Genomic DNA, 18980 nt, shown 5'->3' on the forward strand with positions numbered 1-18980 from the left:
TTTTCCCCCTCCCCCTCCCCCCCCCCCCCCCCCCCCCCCCCCCCCCCCCCCCCCCCCCCCCCCCCCCCCCACCCCCCCCCCCGCTCCCACATTTTTGACCGAGTGACCCTTTTTAGAGGGCGAAGGGGAGTTGCAGAGTGACCTGCTGGCGCTGCGCCAAACGGTGCTCGAACTCGGCCGGATCATGGATCAGCACATCCTGCCCGGCAAACGACTCGGCAGCGATCAGGCGTGACAGCCAGAACCGCACGCACGCCACGCGCAACATGGTCGGCCAAAACTCGGCTTCTTTCGCCGTAAACGGTCGCAGGCTCGCGTAGGCGCCCAGCAATGCGCGGGCGCGCGGTCCATCGAGCACGCCGTCCGCGTCCGAACACCAGTCATTCAAGGCGATTGCCACGTCGTACAGCATCGGGCCTGAGCAGGCGTTGTAGAAGTCGATCAGGCCTGTGAGGTGCGTGCCTTCGAACATCGCGTTGTCGCGGAACAGGTCCGCGTGAACGTTGGCGCGTGGCAGGGCGAGGATTTCGGCTTTGTGAGTGTCGATTTCGGTCAACGCGTCTTGCAGCAGGCGCTGCTGGGCGTCGTTGAGGTGCGAAATCAGCTGTGCACCTTCGCTGAGCATCCAGTCCAGACCGCGATCCGTCTTGCGCTCCAGCACTTTCTCGCCTTGCGTGGCCAGGTGCAGGTGGCCGAGCAGGTCGCCGACCTGGGCGCAGTGCTGAGCGTTGGCGTCCTTGATGTGCTTGCCGGCCAGGCGCGGTTGCAGCAGCGCCGGTTTGCCTTTGAGTTCGCGCAGGGCCACGCCGTCGGTGGTACGCAGTGCGTAAGGCACGGGCAGGTCGGCGTCGTGGAGCACGTCGAGCAGTTCGATGAAGAACGGCATTTCCGCGACCGGGCCGCGCTCAACCAGGGTCAGGACGAACTCGCCCTGTTCCAGGCTGATGAAGAAGTTGGTGTTTTCGCTACCGGCGGCAATTCCCTGGAAATCAAGCAGGCGGCCGAGCCCGTAAGGGGCGAGAAAGGTTTCCAGCTCGGGCCGAGCCAGGGGGGTGAACACAGACATGGTTAAAACTGCCAGTACGGGCGCCGCGGTGCGCGGCGCCAATTGAAGTTAAGAAATCATTTCCATTCGAAGATCTTCCATGACGGGATCAGCATATCCGGCTGGTCAGAGCGGATGAAGTTCGCATCCGTTCCGTCCGCGCGTACCAGGAAATACGGAGGCGCACCTTTCGGGGTTACCTTGATCGCATACAGGAAGCCGTTTTGGCGGTATTCCCGGATTTCTTTGTCGCCTTCGGTGCGGATCGTGACATCCGGGTCTCCCGAGGGCGCGCTGTCGGCTGCCGTGGCGGCCAGCGGCAAGAATGCAATCAAGCCGGTCAACAACAAGCGATTCGCTGTACGCATGATAACCTTGTCCCTTTGTCGTCATTGGTCCGGCTATTCTAGCGCCTGACCCGCCGAAAAGGTTGATCCTGCTCATGAGCCAAGCCCCCCTCGTCCTGGTGGACGGTTCTTCATATCTGTACCGCGCCTTCCACGCGCTGCCACCGCTGACCACCTCCAAAGGCCTGCCGACCGGTGCGGTCAAGGGCGTGTTGAACATGCTCAAAAGCCTGCGCAAGCAGTACCCGGACAGCCCGTTCGCGGTGGTGTTCGACGCCAAGGGTGGGACCTTTCGCGACGACATGTACGCCGAGTACAAGGCCAACCGCCCGAGCATGCCCGATGACATGCGGGTGCAGATCGAGCCCCTGCACCAGAGCGTGATCGCACTGGGCTTCCCGTTGCTGTGCGTCGAAGGCGTCGAGGCCGATGATGTGATCGGCACCCTGGCCCGCAGCAGTGCGGCGGCCAACCGACCGGTGGTGATTTCCACCGGCGACAAGGACATGGCGCAGCTGGTCGACGGGCACATTACCTTGGTCAACACCATGACTGGTAGCTCGATGGACATCGAGGGCGTAAAGGAGAAATTTGGCGTCGCTCCGGAGCAGATCATCGACTATCTGGCGCTGATGGGCGACTCCTCCGACAACATCCCGGGTGTTCCGGGCATTGGTCCCAAGACGGCGTCCGGCTTGCTGGTGGGCGTTAACGGCGGGATCAAAGAGCTGTATGAGCAGCTGGATATTGTGCCGACCCTGCCGATCCGGGGCGCCAAGACGTTGCCGGCCAAGCTGGAAGAGCACAAGGAAATGGCGTTTCTTTCCTACCAGTTGGCGACGATCAAGTGTGACGTGGCGCTGGACGTGGGCCTGGATGACTTGCACCTGATTGAGCCGGATCGCGAAAAACTGCTGGAGCTCTATTCGCTGCTTGAGTTCAAGAGCTGGATCGATGAGGTTCAGCGCGATGCCAAGCGTGTGGAGCTCAGCGCGGCACCAGCAGCCGAGGCGGTTGTTGAAGCGGTTGCGGCGACGCCTGTCGAGGCGAGCTACACCACGATCCTCGATCAGGCGACATTCGATCGTTGGCTGAAGAAGCTCAACGACGCCAAATTGTTTGCCTTTGATACCGAAACCACCGGGATCGACGCGCAACAGGCGCAGTTGGTCGGGGTTTCCTTCGCCGTACGGCCCCATGAAGCGGCCTACATTCCGCTGACCCATTCCTACATCGATGCGCCGCCGCAGTTGGATCGCGACACGGTATTACTGGCGCTCAAACCGCTGCTGGAAGACCCGGCCAAGCTCAAGGTCGGCCAGCACGCCAAGTTTGACATGAACATTTTGGCCAACTGCGCCATCGGCGGCGATCCAGCGCAAGGCATAACCGTGCGCGGCGTTGCGTTCGACACCATGCTCGAATCCTACGTGCTGAACTCCACGGCGACCCGGCATGACATGGACAGCCTGGCCAAGAAGTACCTGGACTACGACACTGTTGCCTTCCAGGACATCGCGGGCAAAGGCGCCAAGCAGCTGACGTTCGACCAGATCGCGCTGGAACAGGCTGGTCCGTATGCGGCGGAAGACGCCGATGTCACCTTGCGCCTGCACCAAGAGCTGTTTGCGCAACTGTCAGCCATCCCGAGCCTGGCGAGTGTGCTCACGGATATCGAAATCCCGTTGGTGCCGGTGCTGGCGCGTATCGAGCGCCAGGGGGCGCTGGTCGACAAGGAGCTGCTGGGCATCCAGAGTATCGAGCTGGGTAACAAGATGGTCGAGCTGGAGCGCGAGGCGTTCGAGATTGCCGGTGAGGCGTTCAACCTGGGCTCGCCCAAGCAGCTCGGCGCGATTCTCTACGAGAAGCTGGGTTTGCCCGTCTTGAAGAAGACCGGCAAGGGCCAGGCCTCCACGGCCGAAGAGGTGTTGGCCAAGCTGGCCGAGGACGACTTCCTGCTGCCCAAGGTGCTGATGCAGTACCGCAGCATGAGCAAATTGAAGAGCACCTATACCGACCGTCTGCCGGAGCAGATCAACCCGCGTACCGGGCGTATTCATACGTCTTATCACCAGGCAGTGGCGGCGACCGGGCGTTTGTCTTCCAGTGATCCGAACCTGCAGAACATTCCGGTGCGTACCGCCGAGGGCCGGCGGATTCGCCAGGCGTTCGTTGCGCCCAAGGGTTACAAGTTGCTGGCGGCGGACTATTCGCAGATCGAGCTGCGCATCATGGCGCACTTGTCCAAGGACGAAGGGCTGATGAATGCCTTCCGCAACGACCTGGATGTGCACACGGCGACGGCGGCGGAAGTGTTCAAGGTTGAGCTGGCCGAGGTCACCTCCAATCAGCGTCGCAGCGCCAAGGCGATCAACTTTGGCCTGATCTATGGCATGGGTGCGCAGAAACTGGGCAAGGATATTGGCGTCGACACCAAGACGGCCAAGGCCTACATCGATGTCTACTTCGCCCGCTACCCGGGTGTGCGTGAGTACATGGAGCGCACCCGTGCGCAGGCGGCTGATCAGGGTTATGTCGAGACCTTCTTCGGGCGTCGGCTGTATCTGCCGGATATCAACTCCAACAAACCTCAGGAGCGTGCTGCTGCGGAACGCACGGCGATCAACGCGCCAATGCAGGGTACGGCGGCCGACATCATCAAGAAGGCGATGGTGCAGGTGGATAACTGGCTGACCGAGTCTGGCCTGGATGCCAAGGTGATCCTGCAGGTGCACGATGAACTGGTGCTTGAGGTGCGTGAGGATCTGGTCGAAGAGGTGAGCAAGAAAATTCGCGAGCACATGAGTGCAGCAGCAGCGCTGGACGTGCCCTTGGTGGTGGACGTGGGCGTCGGTGATAACTGGGACGAAGCGCACTGATTCCGGGGATTTGCCACCACCCAGCGTGGTGGCAGAGTGCTTTAGATCAGATATTGCCGTCAGTTATTTCCAATAGTTTTTTGAACCTGCCGGAACTTAACCCGTGAACTGCTACTCAGAGTTACTGAATGGGTGGTGAAGCCCTTCAATGCTCCTATGTTGTGTTAAGTGTTGGCAGATATCTGGACCCCGCCCTAGCGGTCCGGAACTTGAACCCCGAACTTCCCCTCCCCATACGAAGTCCGGGGTTTTTTTTGCCCGCAGAAAAGTTATTCCGCGAGTTCAGCGCCTTTGTCTGCCAATTCCATCCAGCCGGCCAGCACGGTGTAAGCCTCTTCCAGGCCCATGCGTTTGGGGGCCGAGAACAGCTGGATGGTGATCGCGTCACCCCAACCTTTACGAATGTCGGACTGCACTTTGAGCAAGGTGTTTTTGGCGGCGCCGTAAGTGAGCTTGTCGGCCTTGGTCAGCAGGATGTGCATCGGCATGCCGCTGGCGACGGACCAGTCGAGCATCAGCAGGTCGAAGTCGGTCATCGGATGGCGGATGTCCATCATCAGAATCAAGCCCTTCAAACTCTCGCGGCCACCCAGATACGCCTCCAGGTGACGCTGCCAATGCAGCTTCAACGGGATAGGTACTTTTGCGTATCCGTAGCCCGGCAGGTCGACCAGACGCCGATCATCGTCTAGCTTGAAGAAATTGAGGAGTTGCGTGCGGCCCGGGGTTTTCGAGGTACGGGCCAGGCTGGCGTGGGTCAGGGTGTTCAGCGCGCTGGATTTGCCAGCGTTGGAACGACCGGCAAAGGCGACTTCAAAGCCTTCGTCATCGGGGCATTGGTCAACTTTGGCGGCGCTGAGCATGAACGTGGACTGTTGGCACAGGCCGAGGATGGGATTCTTGAGTTGCATGAGATTTCCGATGTGGGCGGTGCCGAGAAAGGGTGCGGCAAGCGGTGTCGTTTCCGTTTCAGTAGCGCCAGTATATAATGCCGCAGATTTTGTGTGTGCTTTGTCCCAGCGAAGGATGAAGTTCACGGGAGCGATAGACCTTTATTGCGCATTAGAACGCAAAACGCTCTCAAACCCTGAACTGGTCGACGTATGACCAAGTGGTTGCTGGCTATCGGTGTCCTGATTCCGCTTTACGGCGCTCAGGCTACACAGGATCCCGAAGCGGTGTACAACCGAGTTTGCGTGGCTTGCCATGCCGGCCAGTTGCCCAATGCCCCCAAACGGGGTGACCAGGCAGCGTGGGCGCCACGATTGGCGCAGGGCATGGACACGCTGGTGCAACACGTGACCCAGGGTTTCAAGGCAATGCCGCCGCGTGGTTTGTGCATGGACTGCAGTACTGAGGATTACCAGGCCATCATTGAAATGATGGTGAGTAAACCCGGTAGATAACTCTATAAACCCCTTAGCCGTAGTTGGATTAGCTGATGAACAAACTGATCGTGAGTCTGCTGTTGACCCTGGGCATCACCGGTGTTGCCCATGCTGCAGGCGACGCTACAGCGGGCCAGGCGAAAGCCGCCGTATGTGGTGCTTGCCATGGACCGGATGGCAACAGCCCGGCACCGAACTTTCCCAAACTGGCCGGCCAGGGCGAGCGATACCTGACCAAGCAGATGCACGACATCAAGGACGGCAAGCGCACGGTACTGGAAATGACCGGCTTGCTGACCAACCTCAGCGATCAGGACCTGGCAGATATCGCAGCGTATTTTGCCAGCCAGAAAGGCAGTGTGGGAGCTGCCGATCCAAAAGTCGTGGCCCACGGTGAAGAACTGTTCCGTGGCGGCAACCTGGAAAAAGGCATGCCTTCGTGCATCGGCTGCCACTCGCCTAACGGCGCAGGCCTTGCCGCTGCTGGCTTCCCGCACTTGAGCGGCCAGCATGCGCAGTACATCGCCAAGCAACTGACGGACTTCCGTGAGGGCAATCGCACCAACGACGGCGATGCCAAAATCATGCAAACCATCTCCAATAAAATGAGCAACAAGGACATTGAGGCGGTTTCCCAGTACATCCAGGGCCTGCACTGATACAAATACGACGTTAACGCTCGATTAATCCGTCGATGCAAGCATAAAAAGGGTGGCTTAGGCCGCCCTTTTTTGTGGCCGGTGCCGTTACACTAACGAACTCATGCCCGCGTAGACCTGTCACAACAAAGGTCGCGTGAGGCGACTTTATTTGTCCAGGAGTAAAGCATGCGTAATCTGATCCTCAGCGCCGCTCTCGTCACTGCCAGCCTCTTCGGCATGACCGCACAAGCTGCCGACGTGCCGCTTGAAGCCGGTAAAACCTACGTTGAATTGGCCAACCCGGTGCCGGTCTCGGTGCCTGGCAAGATCGAAGTGGTGGAGCTGTTCTGGTACGGCTGCCCGCATTGCTACGCCTTTGAGCCGACCATCAACCCTTGGGTCGAAAAACTCCCGTCCGACGTCAACTTCAAGCGCATCCCGGCCATGTTCGGCGGCCCATGGGATGCCCACGGCCAACTGTTCCTTACCCTGGAAGCCATGGGTGTTGAACACAAGGTCCACAACGCCGTATTCGACGCCATCCAGAAACAAGGCAAGCGCTTGACCAAGCCGGAAGAAATGGCTGACTTCGTCGCTACCCAAGGTGTCGACAAGGACAAGTTCCTCGCCACCTTCAACTCCTTCGCTATCCAGGGCCAGATCAAGCAGGCCAAGGAACTGGCGCAGAAGTACGGCGTGCAAGGCGTACCGACCATGATCGTCAACGGCAAATACCGTTTCGACCTGGGCACCACCGGTGGTCCTGAAGCGACCCTGAACGTTGCCGACCAGCTGATCGCCAAAGAGCGCGCAGCCAAGTAAGGGGGCCATCATGCGCCGCTGGGGGACTGAACGCGTCGTCGGCCTGCATGACCCGCAGGTCAACGAGCACCACCTGGAATCCACGGGCCTGCCGGCAGACAGCCGCTTGCGCCTGCTCAGTTTCAACATCCAGGTGGGTATCAGTACCGAGAAGTACCGGCACTACCTCACCCGTGGCTGGCAGCACCTGCTGCCCCACAACGGCCGGGCCGGCAACCTGCAAAAGATCGGCAACCTGCTCAACGACTTCGACCTGGTCGCCTTGCAGGAAGCCGATGGCGGCAGCATCCGCTCGGGCTACATCAACCAGGTGGAACACCTGGCCCAGCTCGGCGCATTCCCTTACTGGTACCAGCAACTCAATCGCAACCTCGGGCGCCTGGCACAGCACAGCAATGGCGTGCTCAGCCGCTTGAAGCCGTGGGCTATCGAAGACCACCCGCTGCCGGGCCCCAAGGGCCGGGGCGCGATCCTCGTGCGCTTTGGCGAGGGCCCGGAAGCCTTGGTCGTGGTGATGATGCATCTGGCGCTCGGGGCGCGCACCCGCACGATGCAACTGGCCTACATCCGAGAGCTGATCGGCAATTACAAACACCAGGTGCTGATGGGGGACATGAACACCCATGCCAGCGACCTGCTACAGAATTCCCCGCTGCGAGACCTCGGGTTGCTGGCGCCGCAAGTCGAAGCCACCTTCCCCAGCTGGCGCCCGCAGCGCTGCCTTGACCATATCCTGCTCAGTCCGACCCTCACGCTTGAGAGCGTACAGGTCCTGGCGCAGCCCATCTCCGATCACCTGCCGGTCGCGGTAGAGATTCGTCTGCCGGGTTCGCTCACGGCTGATGCATTGCCCGCGTTGAGCCCAGGCCCTCGCGGACCTCTTGCATGAGCGACGACGCCCAGCGCTGGAAAGAAAAATACCTCAAGAGCATCGAGCAGCAAGACAAGCTCGAACGTCGCTGGGCTGCCCGCCTCGACCTGCTGCGCCGAGGGCTGGTACGCAGCACCCTCGCCGCTGAAGGCACCGACCGCGCCGTTGATCAGTGCATGAAGGAGATGCGTGATGTTGTCCGCACGGACGACATGGACGCCGCCCTCGCCGCCCTGCTGCCACGCTTGGAAAAAGCCGTGCTCGACTCTGAGCAACGCCGCGAAACCCGGGTTGACCAGATCAGCACCGCACTCACTTCACTGGTTGCACAGTTGCAGAAGCTGCCACTGCCGCGTGAAGTGGCCCGGCCGCTGAAAACCTTCGCCAAACAGTTGGACGGCCGCGTTGGCCAGGCGCGGGAGATCCCGCTGCTGCTCAGTGAGCTGAGCAGCCTGCAAGGGCAAGCACTGGATAACCTGGAGCCAGACGGCGAAACCCCACGCCCGGGGCCTGGTTTGTTGCAGCGGTTGTTTGGTGCAAAAGAAGTTGCGAACGAACCCCCTGCGGTCGAGCCAGCACCAGCTTCTGCGCCGAAACCCGCGTCTTCCAGGCAGTCCTCGGAGCCTGAACCTCAAGCACCTGAGCAATCCGAAGAGTTGACCCAAGCGTTGCGCGCCTTTGCGCCCTTGCCGCAGGCAGCCGTCGTCGTGCCGCCTGAGCCGTCTGCGCCTGTCAGTGTGGCTGCACCCGCCAAGGTGGTAGAGGCTGACACTGAAGCATTGGTCTTCGAGGCCTCCGTGCAAACGGCCCCCAAGGCTGCGCCTATCGAAGCACCTGAGCCCGAGGTGGTTGAACCTGCGGTAGAAGAGCCTGCCTCTGAAAGTGCGCTCGCGGCGTTTATCGAGCCACCGCCGGTTCTGGACGATGCGCCGGATGAAACCTCAATCGGCAGCCTGTCGCTCCCGCCCGTGCTGGAAAGCGCCGAGCCTGACCCTGACGCGTTGCAGTCGGACGGTGTGTACGCGTTGCCCGACTCTCCCGAGCCGTCCTACAGCTCTGTGGCCAAGCATATCGAAGACACCTTGCTCGGCCTGCTGGAAGATCTTTCACTGCCCGAGCGCCACCGGCCCCAGGCCGAAGCCATGCGCGAGCGCCTGGCCCATGGTTTGAACTGGTATGAACTGCTGCCGATCCTCGATGACCTGGCAGTGTTGATGCTGGCAATCACCGACAGTGGCCAGCATGAGTTCGAAGCCTATCTCAAGCAGCTCAACGAACGACTGGAAGCCTTCCAGGGCCATCTGCAGGTCGCCAGCGACGGTCACGCCGACAGCCGCTCGGCTGCGCGCGAGCTGGACACGCAGATTCGTGAACAGGTCGACGGTTTGCAAAGCAGCGTGCAGGACGCGGCCGACCTGGACAGCCTCAAGCAGGTGCTGGAGAGCCACCTTGAAGGCTTGCTCGGCACCATGGACCAACACCAGCAGCAGCGTGACCAGCGTGAGCAGGAAGTGGCGGCGCGCTTGAAAGGCCTGGCTGAGCGGGTGGCGAATATGGAGCAGGAGGCCCAGGGCTATCGCGAGCACCTGGAGGTGCAGCGCCAGAAGGCCTTGATCGACCCGCTGACTGGCCTGCCCAACCGTGCGGCCTGGAGCGAGCGCCTCGATCACGAGGTCAATGCCTGGCACCAGCGTGGCAACAGCCTGTCGCTGGCCATGCTTGACCTGGACCACTTCAAGCGTATCAACGATGGCTACGGCCACCTGGCGGGCGACAAAGTGCTCAAGATCATTGCCAGTGTGCTGCGCAAACGCCTGCGCCCCACCGATTTTATTGCGCGCTTCGGCGGTGAAGAGTTCGTGTTGCTGATGCCCAACTCATCCCTGGCCGATGCGCTGGCGGCCGGCGAGATGTTGCGCCAGGCCATCGAAGCGTGCCCTTTCCACTTCAAGGGTGAGCCGGTGACGATCACGGTATCCATGGGCGTGGCGCAGTTCCAGCCGGGTGAGCGCAGCGACCTGGCGCTCAAGCGCGCCGATGAGGCGTTGTATCGGGCGAAGGCGGCGGGGCGTAATCAGGTGCAGGCGGCCTAAAAGATGTTCCATTTTGTAATTTGACCGCCCGGCCACAAACGGTACGTTACACTGTTGCATTATCGCCTTCAGTGTAATGTCTTCTGCCATGAAATCCTTTTGCTTTGCCTTTGTGTTCCTACTGCTCGCCGGCTGCGCCAGCGGCCCGCGCCTGGATACCAGTCACCCCTCAATGAACCACGACAATCGTGTGCAGTTCGTCGTTGTTCACTACACCTCGACCAATCTTGAGCGTTCCCTGGCCCTGCTGACGCACGGCCAGGTCAGCAGCCATTACCTGATCGGCGACGATGCGTCGGGCACCATCTACAAGCTGGTGGATGAGAGCCAGCGCGCCTGGCACGCGGGAGAAAGCGAGTGGATGGGCCGCACCTGGCTCAACTCCAGCTCCATCGGCATCGAGATCGTCAATCCCGGGTATCAGGATACCCCGAGCGGCCGCGTGTGGTTCCCCTACTCCGAGGCGCAGTACAAGTCCCTGGTGGTGTTGCTCAAGGACATCAGCAAGCGCAACGGCATCGACCCCAAGAACATCATCGGCCATAGCGACATCGCGCCACTTCGCAAGCTTGACCCCGGCCCGCTGTTTCCCTGGAAGCGCCTGGCGGCTGAAGGCCTGGGGGTTTGGCCCGACGCTCAGGCAGTCGCCCGTTTCCAGGTGCAATACGCCGCTGACCTGCCGAGCATCACGTGGTTCCAGGAAGAGCTGGCGCGATTGGGCTACCAGACGCCGCAGACGGGGGAACTGGATGTGGCCACGCGTCATGTGATCGCGGCCTTTCAGATGCACTTCCGCCCTTCGTTGTTTGACGGCACCCCCGATGCGGAAAGCGCCGCGATCCTGCGAGCGCTCAACCGCAGCTAAGTGTAGGAGCCCGGCTTGCCGGCGATAGCGATCTTGAGGTCCCATCACCCGCTAGCCTGGCCCCTACAACGGCAATGCCATATAAAACTGCGTACCCTGCCCTGGCCGTGAATACACACCCATGCGGCCACCGTGCAACTGCACGATTTCCTTGCACAGCGCCAACCCCAGGCCTGCGCCGCCTTTCTTGCGGCCCACCTGCACGAAGGGTTCGAAGATCCGCCCTTGCTGGCCGTAGGCGATGCCCTCGCCGTTGTCCTCGACACTGATGATTACCCGTTCGCCATGGCGGCGCGCCTGCAGGCGAATCTGGCCGCCTTCGGCGGTGTGGCGCAGGGCGTTGCCCAGCAGATTGTCCAGTACTCGTTCCAATTGGGCGCGGTCGGCATATAGGCGGGGTAAGTCGGACTGGGCTTCCACCAGTAGCTCGATGCGCTGGGCATTGGCCGGTTCGGTAAAGCGAGCGCGAGCGTGATCCAGCAGGTCGGTCACGTCGCACGGCCCCAGGGTGAGTTTTTGCAGGCCGTTCTGGTAGCGCGAGAAGTTGAGCAGGTCGTTGATCAGCTGCATCAGGCGCTGCATTTCTTCATTGACCGTATCCAGCAAGTCCGCTTCGCGCGACTCCGCAGGAAACTTCGCCCGCTCACGAAACAACCCGAACGCCATGTGCATGCCGGTCACGGGCGTGCGCAGTTCATGGGAGGCGCGTAGCACGAACTCGCTGCGTACCCGTTCAAAGGCACGCTGTTCGGTAACGTCATGCAGCACCATCACGGCCCCGAGAATGTGCCCTTGGGTGTGGCTGACGGGGGTGAGGCTGTAGGTCAGCAGGCGCAGTTCGCCCTCGACCTCCACTTCCAGATCCTCCGGTGCCCGTTCCAGGTTGCCGCCGCGCAGCACCAGTTGAAGTTGTTCGTCCAGTTCCGGTCGCACCAGGGCTTCGCCCAGCCCTTGGCCAAGACGGTCCTCGTCCCAGCCTAATTGGCGCTGCGCGACCGGGTTGAGGTGCTCCAGGCGGCCTTGGCGGTCGATCATCAGCAGGCCATCGTCGATGCTGTCGAGCACCGCCTGCAAGCGTTGCTGGCCGGCCAGCAGTTCATCGACATTAGTTGCCTGATGTTGGCGCAGCGCTTCGGCCATGATGCCGAAGCGTCGGGTCAGCTGGTTCATCTCGGCTGCCGAAGAGATAGGCAGCGTGACTTCAAAATCCCCCTGCCCGATTTTGTCGGCCGCCTTGGCCAGGGCTTCGATCGGCCCGCCAAAACGCCGGGCGATGCCGTGTGCGGTCACAAACCCGATGATCAGCACCGCAAGCCCGACCAGCCCCAGCAATCCGGCGATCAGCAAGGCGCGTTCGCGAGACTTGTGCTCGCTGGTACTGATGTTTTCCAGTGCGCGCTTGTGTTCGGCGATCAGGCCGTTACGCAGCACATTGAAGGTCTCGGTCAGTTTTTCCTTGCTGCCGGGGGGCGGTGAGGCTTGCTGGGACTCGTCAAACGCCTCCAGCAAATTCTGGTAGTCGGTGCGGGCCTGGCTGAAGCCGCTGCCACTGGCATCTCGCTGCTCGTGGGCGATGCCTTGGTCCAGCAGCTCGAAGTAACGTTGCTTGGAGCCTTGCAGCGCCTCGGGGTCGGGGCGCTTTTCCAGCATCATGATCAGCTGGTCGCCCAGGCTTTGGCGCAGTTTTAGCCCCAGGTCCAGGGTCACGAAGTTGCTGCGTATCAACGATTCCTGGGTCTTGGCCATCTGCATCACGCTGACCAGGCCCAGAATCAATCCCAGCAGGGCGACGGTGATCAGCGCGGAGATACTCAGGAACAGCCGAGTGCGCAGTTTCATCGCAAGCTTCATAGGGTGTTGCTCACAGGTTGTACTGTTTGCGTTTGCGGTACAGGGTCGACGCGTCGATGCCCAGGGTGCGAGCTGCCTGGTCCAGGGTGTCGCTGGTGGCGAGCACGGCACCGATATGGGCCTTCTCCAACTCATCCAGGCTCAACGCGGCGCCAATCCTGGGCGCATTGTTGGTAGGTTGCTCGGCCATGCCGAGGTGGCTGATTTCCACCTTTTCCTGTGGGCAGATGATGCTGGCGCGCTCCACCACGTTACGCAGTTCGCGGATATTGCCCGGCCAGCGATAGTTGAGCAGCGCCTCGCGTGCTTCATCGCTGAAGCCACGCGCCGGCCGTGCATATTCCTTGACGAAGCGTGCCAGGAAGCGGTCGGCGAGGGTCAGGATGTCTTCACTGCGTTCGCGCAGCGGGGGCAGGTGCAAGGTGATGACGTTGAGGCGGTAGAGCAAATCCTCACGGAAGCGGCCATCGCGGACCATGTCTTCCAGGTTCAGGTTGGTGGCGGCGAGAATGCGCACGTCGGCGCGACGGGTGACCGGGTCGCCCACACGCTCATATTCCTTGTCCTGAATGAAACGCAGCAGTTTTGGCTGCAAAGTGAGCGGAAAGTCGCCGATTTCGTCGAGAAACAGCGTGCCGCCGTCCGCCTGGTTGACCCGGCCCAAGGTGCTCTCGCTGGCCCCGGTAAAGGCGCCGCGGCTATGGCCGAATAGCTCGCTTTCCATCAATTCCGCCGTCAGCGACGGGCAGTTGATGGTCACGCAGGACTTTTTCGAGCGCTTGCTCCAGCCGTGAATCGCTCGGGCCAGCTCACCTTTACCTGTGCCGGACTCGCCGAGGATCAAGATGTTGGCGTCAGTGCCCGCCACTTGGCGTGCGGTCTCCAGCACCACCATCATGGCCGGGCTGTGGGAGTCGAGGCCGTCCTTGGGCTGGCGCACTTCGCCTTCAAGCGCTTCAAGGCGTGCAGACAGTTGGCGCACTTCCAGCTGCTTGGCGGTGGCCAGGCGCAGTTGGTCAGGGCTGCAGGGTTTTACCAGGTAGTCGGCGGCGCCCGCCTGGATGGCGTCCACTGCCGTATCGACCGCCGAGTGAGCGGTGACGATCACCACGCGCATCCACGGTGCCTGGATGCGCATCTGGGCCAATACATCCAGGCCATTGTCTTCGCCCAGGCGCAGGTCGAGGAAGCACAGGTCGAACACTTGGCGTTGCATCAGTGCGTCCGCCTGGGCGGCACTGTTGGCAGTGGCTACGGTGTAGCCTTCATCTTCCAGGCAGTAACGGAAGGTGCGAAGGATCGCGGATTCGTCATCCACTAAAAGAATGCGGCCTTGAAGTTCCTTGGCTGATTCCATCTGTCCCGCGCTCCTTAAACTATGAATGATGGTGTTTAGTCCCGGAATAATCGGGCAAGTTGCATGGTTTATTCTGATTGATAAACGGCATCTTCGCGCAGCTATCTGCTCCGTCTCCTACAAACACGCCGATTGATGGCGTTTTCATGCCTTCTTGCCACTTCGGCAACTCGCCGAGCGCTTTCGATCCCTCGACCCGACCACTGACCATCGTGCATTTCGCACGGCCCGCACAGGGCCATCGTGCAGGATGCTGGCCTTCATCTTTTGCCTGTATTTATAAGGCATTGATTTTATTGAGTTTTATTTTGTAAAAAACCTGGCATGCGCTCTGCAATACCTCTCCCAACAGTGTCATGAACGAATAATCAGAATGCGGGAGAAACACAGCATGACTCGCCAAAGCCTCAGCCAATTGTCTGTATCGCCGCTGCGCTTGCAGCAAGGCCTGTTCGCCAGCCTGGCCCTGATGGTCACCCTGGTCATTGGGCAACAGATGCAGCACGGGCAGCAGAGTCAGCCACACGCCCCGCAATTTGAACGCCCGGTGATGACACAAACCCATTTCCGTTCCGTTGGCAGCGTTACTGCCGATGTAACTGCCCCGCAGCTGAGAGTGGCAGACCAGGATTCCACCCCTGGCGATCTGCCAACCCAAGAGCGCTGGGTGTTCTAGGCAAGACAAAGTCGCTGTTGAGCGGCTGCACGGCAACACCGCTGTTACCCCTATAAAAGCGTAAGGAGAATCACCATGTTGAGCTGGGCTATCACATTTCTGATCATTGCCATTGTGGCCGCCGTCCTGGGCTTCGGTGGTATCGCGGGCACCGCCACGGGTATCGCCAAGATCCTGTTTGTCGTCTTCCTGGTGATGTTCATCGCTTCGTTCTTCTTTGGTCGTCGCGGCCGAGGCTGAATATGACCACTCTGCCCTTTAAAGCCATGGCTGCCGCCCTGCTCCTGGGCGGCAGCGGCCTGGTGATGGCCGCCAACGACGGCCAAAGCCGAGCTAACGAATTGCTGACCTCGGACCCACAGTTCCGTGAGACCTGGCAAGGCGTGGTGAAGAAAGAAGAGCGCCTGCCGGAATGGGTGATGAACCTGTCCGGTACGGCCGAACAAATGAATGCCGTGGAAGAAGACGGTGACAAGTACTTGGTGGGGCCGCTTTGCGAAACTGCAGACACGTGCCTGAACAAGCGCCTGATCGTTGCCTTCAGCTACGACAAGAAAGATGCCTATGCCATGTTGGTGGAAGTCCCGGCCGGCCTGCCGGCGGACAAATCCCCGACGCGTCACGCCGATTATCGGTTCCTCGGTAAGCCGGACGAAGGCATGCAGAAGCTGCTGATGGAGCAGCTCAAGAAAGACCCCAATTGGTACTAGGTTCCCCTTGGCGCAACGCGCTTGTGGAACCCGCGTCCATAGAAAGAAGCTCAGCTGCTTCTTTCTGTTTGCATCGCCCGCCACGGGCGGTGCATGACCAGGGGGCCGGGTTGCTCTGATCAATCGGGATCGGCGTGACCTACGGGTACAGGGAGTGCCTGCGAAAGGGCCGGGTCAGGTGAAAAGCTGCGACGCAGGTTCACAAGCCGACGGCTTGCTGAACTTGCGGCGGGCTTATACCTCTCTCTTATGTCAGCCATAGTCGCTAATTCTGTTTTTGCTCGTTCCTAACCATTACTTGGTGTGTCGGGCTGACCATCTATCGATAAAATTTGGCTGCGCTCATAGGACATTTCCGACACTAAACGGCGGAATTCTCAGGCATTTCTGCCAGTGCTCCATAGACGTCCTGAATCTCTGAGCGAGCCGGGTTTGGCCGGTTCACGGCATGTTTGTCGGACAAAATGTCACATTTGAACTGACCGTTCGGACAGTTATTATTAAAAAAAGCCATGCCGATTCGGCATAGGGTAGGCGTTTACGGCATTAGACGTCGCTCCCTTGCATGGGAATAGTTGCGCCTTTTTTCGCCTGCCAGTAAGCCATTTCGGCCATGCGGCGGTGACCTTCCATGGAGGCAGATGCTCACACTTTTTCGCTCTCGAGCGTTCCAGCTGGCGCATTTGCCTTAAGTCCACTTGAAGTAAGGGTAATGACATGAAGAAGGCAAAGCTAAGCCTCGCCTGGCAGATCCTCATCGGTTTGGTGTTGGGGATCGCAATCGGTGCAGTGCTCAACCATTTCAGTGCTGAAAAGGCCTGGTGGATCAGCAATGTGTTGCAGCCAGCGGGCGATATCTTTATCCGCCTGATCAAGATGATCGTGATCCCGATTGTGATTTCCTCGCTGATCGTCGGCATTGCCGGTGTCGGTGACGCGAAAAAGCTCGGTCGCATCGGCGTCAAAACCATCGTTTACTTTGAAGTGGTCACCACCATCGCCATCGTGGTCGGCCTGCTGTTGGCCAACCTGTTCCACCCGGGCGCTGGCATCGACATGAGTACCCTGGGTACTGTCGATATTTCCAAATACACCGCCACCGCCGCTGAAGTGCAGCACGAGCATGCGTTCATCGAGACCATCCTCAACCTGATCCCGTCGAACATCTTCGCCGCCGTGGCCCGTGGCGAAATGCTGCCGATCATCTTCTTCTCGGTGCTGTTCGGCCTGGGCTTGTCGAGCCTCAAGCCGGAACTGCGCGAGCCGCTGGTGACCATGTTCCAGGGCGTGTCCGAGAGCATGTTCAAAGTCACCCACATGATCATGAAGTACGCCCCGATCGGCGTATTTGCCCTGATCGCCGTGACGGTCGCCAACTTCGGCTTCGCCTCCTTGCTGCCGCTGGCCAAGCTGGTGATCCTGGTTTACGTGGCCATCCTGTTCTTCGCCTTTGTGGTACTGGGCCTGATTGCCCGCCTGTTCGGCTTCTCGGTGATCAAGCTGATGCGCATCTTCAAGGATGAGCTGGTCCTGGCCTACTCCACCGCCAGCTCCGAAACTGTGTTGCCGCGTGTGATCGAGAAGATGGAAGCCTATGGCGCACCCAAGGCGATCTGCAGCTTCGTGGTACCCACCGGCTACTCCTTCAACCTCGACGGTTCGACCCTGTACCAGAGCATCGCGGCGATCTTTATCGCCCAGCTGTACGGCATCGACCTGTCGATCGGCCAACAACTGATGCTGGTATTGACCCTGATGGTCACCTCCAAAGGCATCGCCGGCGTGCCGGGTGTGTCCTTCGTGGTACTGCTGGCCACCCTGGGCAGCGTGGGCATCCCGCTGGAAGGCCTGGCCTTCATTGCCGGTGTCGACCGCATCATGGACATGGCGCGTACCGCCCTGAACGTGATTGGCAACGCCCTGGCCGTATTGGTCATCGCACGTTGGGAAGGCATGTACGACGACGCCAAGGGCGAGCGCTACTGGAACTCCCTGCCGCACTGGCGCAGCAAGGCCGCCGCGCCGACCGCTCAAGCGACCCGCAGCTGATAGGCTGACGGCTTGAAGACAAACCCCGGACAATTCCGGGGTTTGTCGTTTCTGCCAGCCCCGCTATCATTCGCCCCATCTTTCGGGGGATTCAACTGATGCTCAATGGCCTGTGGCTTGGCTTCTTTGTCGTGGCAATGGTGTCAGCACTGGTGCAATGGCTGGTGGGTGGCAACGCCGGTATTTTCGCGGCGATGGTCGAAAGCATTTTCGCCATGGCCAAACTGTCGGTGGAAGTGATGGTGCTGCTGTTCGGCACCCTCACCTTGTGGCTGGGTTTCCTGCGCATCGCTGAAAAAGCCGGCATCGTCGACTGGCTGGCCAAGGCCCTCGGCCCGCTGTTCCGCCGCCTTATGCCGGAAGTGCCTGCCGGGCACCCGGCGATCGGCCTGATCACCCTCAACTTCGCCGCCAATGGCCTGGGGCTGGACAACGCGGCCACGCCCATAGGCCTGAAGGCCATGAAGGCGCTGCAGGAACTCAACCCTATCCCCAACACCGCGAGCAACGCGCAGATCCTGTTCCTGGTGCTCAACGCGTCCTCGCTGACGCTGTTGCCGGTGACGATCTTCATGTATCGCGCCCAGCAAGGCGCTGCGGACCCTACCCTGGTGTTCCTGCCGATCCTGTTGGCGACCAGCGCGTCCACCCTGGTGGGCCTGTTGTCGGTGGCGATCATGCAGCGCCTGCGCCTGTGGGACCCGGTGGTGCTGGCTTACCTGATTCCCGGCGCGCTGGTGCTCGGTGGGTTCATGGCCTTCCTGGCGACACTGTCGGCCACGGCGCTGGCGGGTTTGTCCTCGATACTCGGCAACCTGACGCTGTTCGGCTTGATCATGCTGTTTTTGGTGATTGGTGCGCTGCGCAAGGTGAAGGTCTACGAGGCGTTTGTCGAAGGCGCCAAAGAAGGTTTTGACGTTGCCAAGAACCTGCTGCCGTACCTGGTGGCGATGTTGTGCGCAGTGGGTGTATTGCGTGCTTCGGGTGCATTGGATTTTGGTCTTGAAGGGATTCGCCATGTGGTCGCCTGGACCGGCATGGACACGCGCTTTGTCGATGCGTTGCCCACGGCCATGGTCAAGCCGTTCTCCGGCAGTGCGGCCCGGGCGCTGTTGATCGAAACCATGCAGACCCAGGGTGTGGACAGCTTCCCGGCGCTGGTGGCGGCGACGATCCAGGGCAGTACTGAGACCACCTTCTATGTGTTGGCGGTGTACTTCGGGTCGGTGGGCATCCAGCGGGCCCGGCATGCGGTGGGGTGTGCGCTGCTGGCGGAGTTGGCGGGTGTCGTTGCGGCTATTGCGGTGTGCTACTGGTTCTTTGGTTAAGGCTTAAATGGCTATCGCCGGCAAGCCAGCTCCTACAGGTGACCGCGTTTATCCTGCC

The 18980-nt window shown here is 60.5% G+C and carries 17 protein-coding genes; 12 read left to right on the forward strand and 5 right to left on the reverse strand.

Annotated elements, in window-relative coordinates; genetic code table 11:
- Positions 1 to 112: 112 nt before the first annotated feature.
- Entirely contained in the window at positions 113 to 1066 is a 954-nt protein-coding gene (locus tag AC07OV_RS24020) for a homoserine kinase (protein ID WP_494998497.1), read from the reverse strand.
- 56 nt (positions 1067 to 1122) lie between these two features.
- Positions 1123 to 1413: a DUF2782 domain-containing protein gene (locus tag AC07OV_RS24025; RefSeq protein WP_016969541.1), complete on the reverse strand. Its 291-nt coding sequence runs from the start codon at positions 1411 to 1413 to the stop codon at positions 1123 to 1125.
- Positions 1414 to 1487: 74 nt separating this feature from the next.
- On the opposite strand from AC07OV_RS24025, the gene polA reads away from it, so the two are divergent.
- Positions 1488 to 4271 carry a DNA polymerase I gene (gene polA, locus AC07OV_RS24030; RefSeq protein ID WP_494998498.1) on the forward strand — a complete coding sequence of 928 codons (2784 nt, stop codon included), beginning with the start codon at positions 1488 to 1490 and terminating at the stop codon, positions 4269 to 4271.
- Positions 4272 to 4540: 269 nt separating this feature from the next.
- On the opposite strand, the gene yihA is transcribed toward polA, so the two are convergent.
- A complete protein-coding gene (yihA, locus tag AC07OV_RS24035; RefSeq protein WP_495093113.1) occupies positions 4541 to 5182 on the reverse strand; it encodes a ribosome biogenesis GTP-binding protein YihA/YsxC in 642 nt (213 codons plus the stop codon).
- A 192-nt stretch (positions 5183 to 5374) separates the two neighbouring features.
- Between yihA and AC07OV_RS24040 the strand changes: the two genes are divergently transcribed.
- The 6 genes from AC07OV_RS24040 (at position 5375) to AC07OV_RS24065 (ending at position 10951) form a co-directional block, all read left to right on the forward strand.
- Positions 5375 to 5677, forward strand: coding sequence for a c-type cytochrome (locus AC07OV_RS24040; RefSeq protein WP_176994642.1), 303 nt, complete (start codon positions 5375 to 5377; stop codon positions 5675 to 5677).
- Positions 5678 to 5712: 35 nt separating this feature from the next.
- Positions 5713 to 6318 (forward strand): c-type cytochrome, encoded by a 606-nt coding sequence (locus AC07OV_RS24045; protein ID WP_176994643.1) that lies wholly within the window; start codon positions 5713 to 5715, stop codon positions 6316 to 6318.
- A gap of 168 nt (positions 6319 to 6486) precedes the next feature.
- On the forward strand, positions 6487 to 7122 hold the full coding sequence (gene dsbA, locus AC07OV_RS24050; RefSeq protein ID WP_176994644.1) for a thiol:disulfide interchange protein DsbA: 636 nt from the start codon (positions 6487 to 6489) through the stop codon (positions 7120 to 7122).
- Between the two features lie 7 nt (positions 7123 to 7129).
- Complete coding sequence (locus AC07OV_RS24055; protein WP_176994677.1) at positions 7130 to 8011, forward strand: endonuclease/exonuclease/phosphatase family protein; 882 nt, start codon at positions 7130 to 7132, stop codon at positions 8009 to 8011.
- Positions 8008 to 10086 (forward strand): GGDEF domain-containing protein, encoded by a 2079-nt coding sequence (locus tag AC07OV_RS24060; protein WP_495093114.1) that lies wholly within the window; start codon positions 8008 to 8010, stop codon positions 10084 to 10086. The genes AC07OV_RS24055 and AC07OV_RS24060 overlap by 4 nt, the downstream gene beginning before the upstream one ends.
- A gap of 88 nt (positions 10087 to 10174) precedes the next feature.
- Positions 10175 to 10951, forward strand: a complete 777-nt coding sequence (locus tag AC07OV_RS24065; RefSeq protein WP_495093115.1) for an N-acetylmuramoyl-L-alanine amidase — start codon at positions 10175 to 10177, stop codon at positions 10949 to 10951.
- A 63-nt stretch (positions 10952 to 11014) separates the two neighbouring features.
- On the opposite strand, the gene AC07OV_RS24070 is transcribed toward AC07OV_RS24065, so the two are convergent.
- Together AC07OV_RS24070 and algB are read right to left on the reverse strand one after the other, a co-directional pair.
- Positions 11015 to 12802 carry a KinB sensor domain-containing domain gene (locus AC07OV_RS24070; RefSeq protein WP_494998501.1) on the reverse strand — a complete coding sequence of 596 codons (1788 nt, stop codon included), beginning with the start codon at positions 12800 to 12802 and terminating at the stop codon, positions 11015 to 11017.
- Positions 12803 to 12812: 10 nt separating this feature from the next.
- Positions 12813 to 14159: a sigma-54-dependent response regulator transcription factor AlgB gene (gene algB / locus AC07OV_RS24075; RefSeq protein WP_078740007.1), complete on the reverse strand. Its 1347-nt coding sequence runs from the start codon at positions 14157 to 14159 to the stop codon at positions 12813 to 12815.
- 391 nt (positions 14160 to 14550) lie between these two features.
- Between algB and AC07OV_RS24080 the strand changes: the two genes are divergently transcribed.
- From AC07OV_RS24080 to AC07OV_RS24100, 5 genes are all read left to right on the forward strand, one after another.
- The gene (locus AC07OV_RS24080; RefSeq protein ID WP_495093116.1) at positions 14551 to 14835 is read left to right on the forward strand and encodes a hypothetical protein; all 285 of its coding nucleotides are present in this window, start codon (positions 14551 to 14553) and stop codon (positions 14833 to 14835) included.
- A gap of 75 nt (positions 14836 to 14910) precedes the next feature.
- Positions 14911 to 15075 (forward strand): DUF1328 domain-containing protein, encoded by a 165-nt coding sequence (locus tag AC07OV_RS24085; protein ID WP_003170804.1) that lies wholly within the window; start codon positions 14911 to 14913, stop codon positions 15073 to 15075.
- A 2-nt stretch (positions 15076 to 15077) separates the two neighbouring features.
- Positions 15078 to 15545 carry an inhibitor of vertebrate lysozyme family protein gene (locus AC07OV_RS24090; protein WP_176994649.1) on the forward strand — a complete coding sequence of 156 codons (468 nt, stop codon included), beginning with the start codon at positions 15078 to 15080 and terminating at the stop codon, positions 15543 to 15545.
- 717 nt (positions 15546 to 16262) lie between these two features.
- A complete protein-coding gene (gene gltP, locus AC07OV_RS24095; protein WP_176994650.1) occupies positions 16263 to 17594 on the forward strand; it encodes a glutamate/aspartate:proton symporter GltP in 1332 nt (443 codons plus the stop codon).
- 98 nt (positions 17595 to 17692) lie between these two features.
- Positions 17693 to 18922 (forward strand): nucleoside recognition domain-containing protein, encoded by a 1230-nt coding sequence (locus tag AC07OV_RS24100; protein WP_176994651.1) that lies wholly within the window; start codon positions 17693 to 17695, stop codon positions 18920 to 18922.
- Positions 18923 to 18980: the final 58 nt, after the last annotated feature.

The sequence above is a fragment of the Pseudomonas sp. GW821-FHT09A09 genome (genome assembly GCF_059418405.1).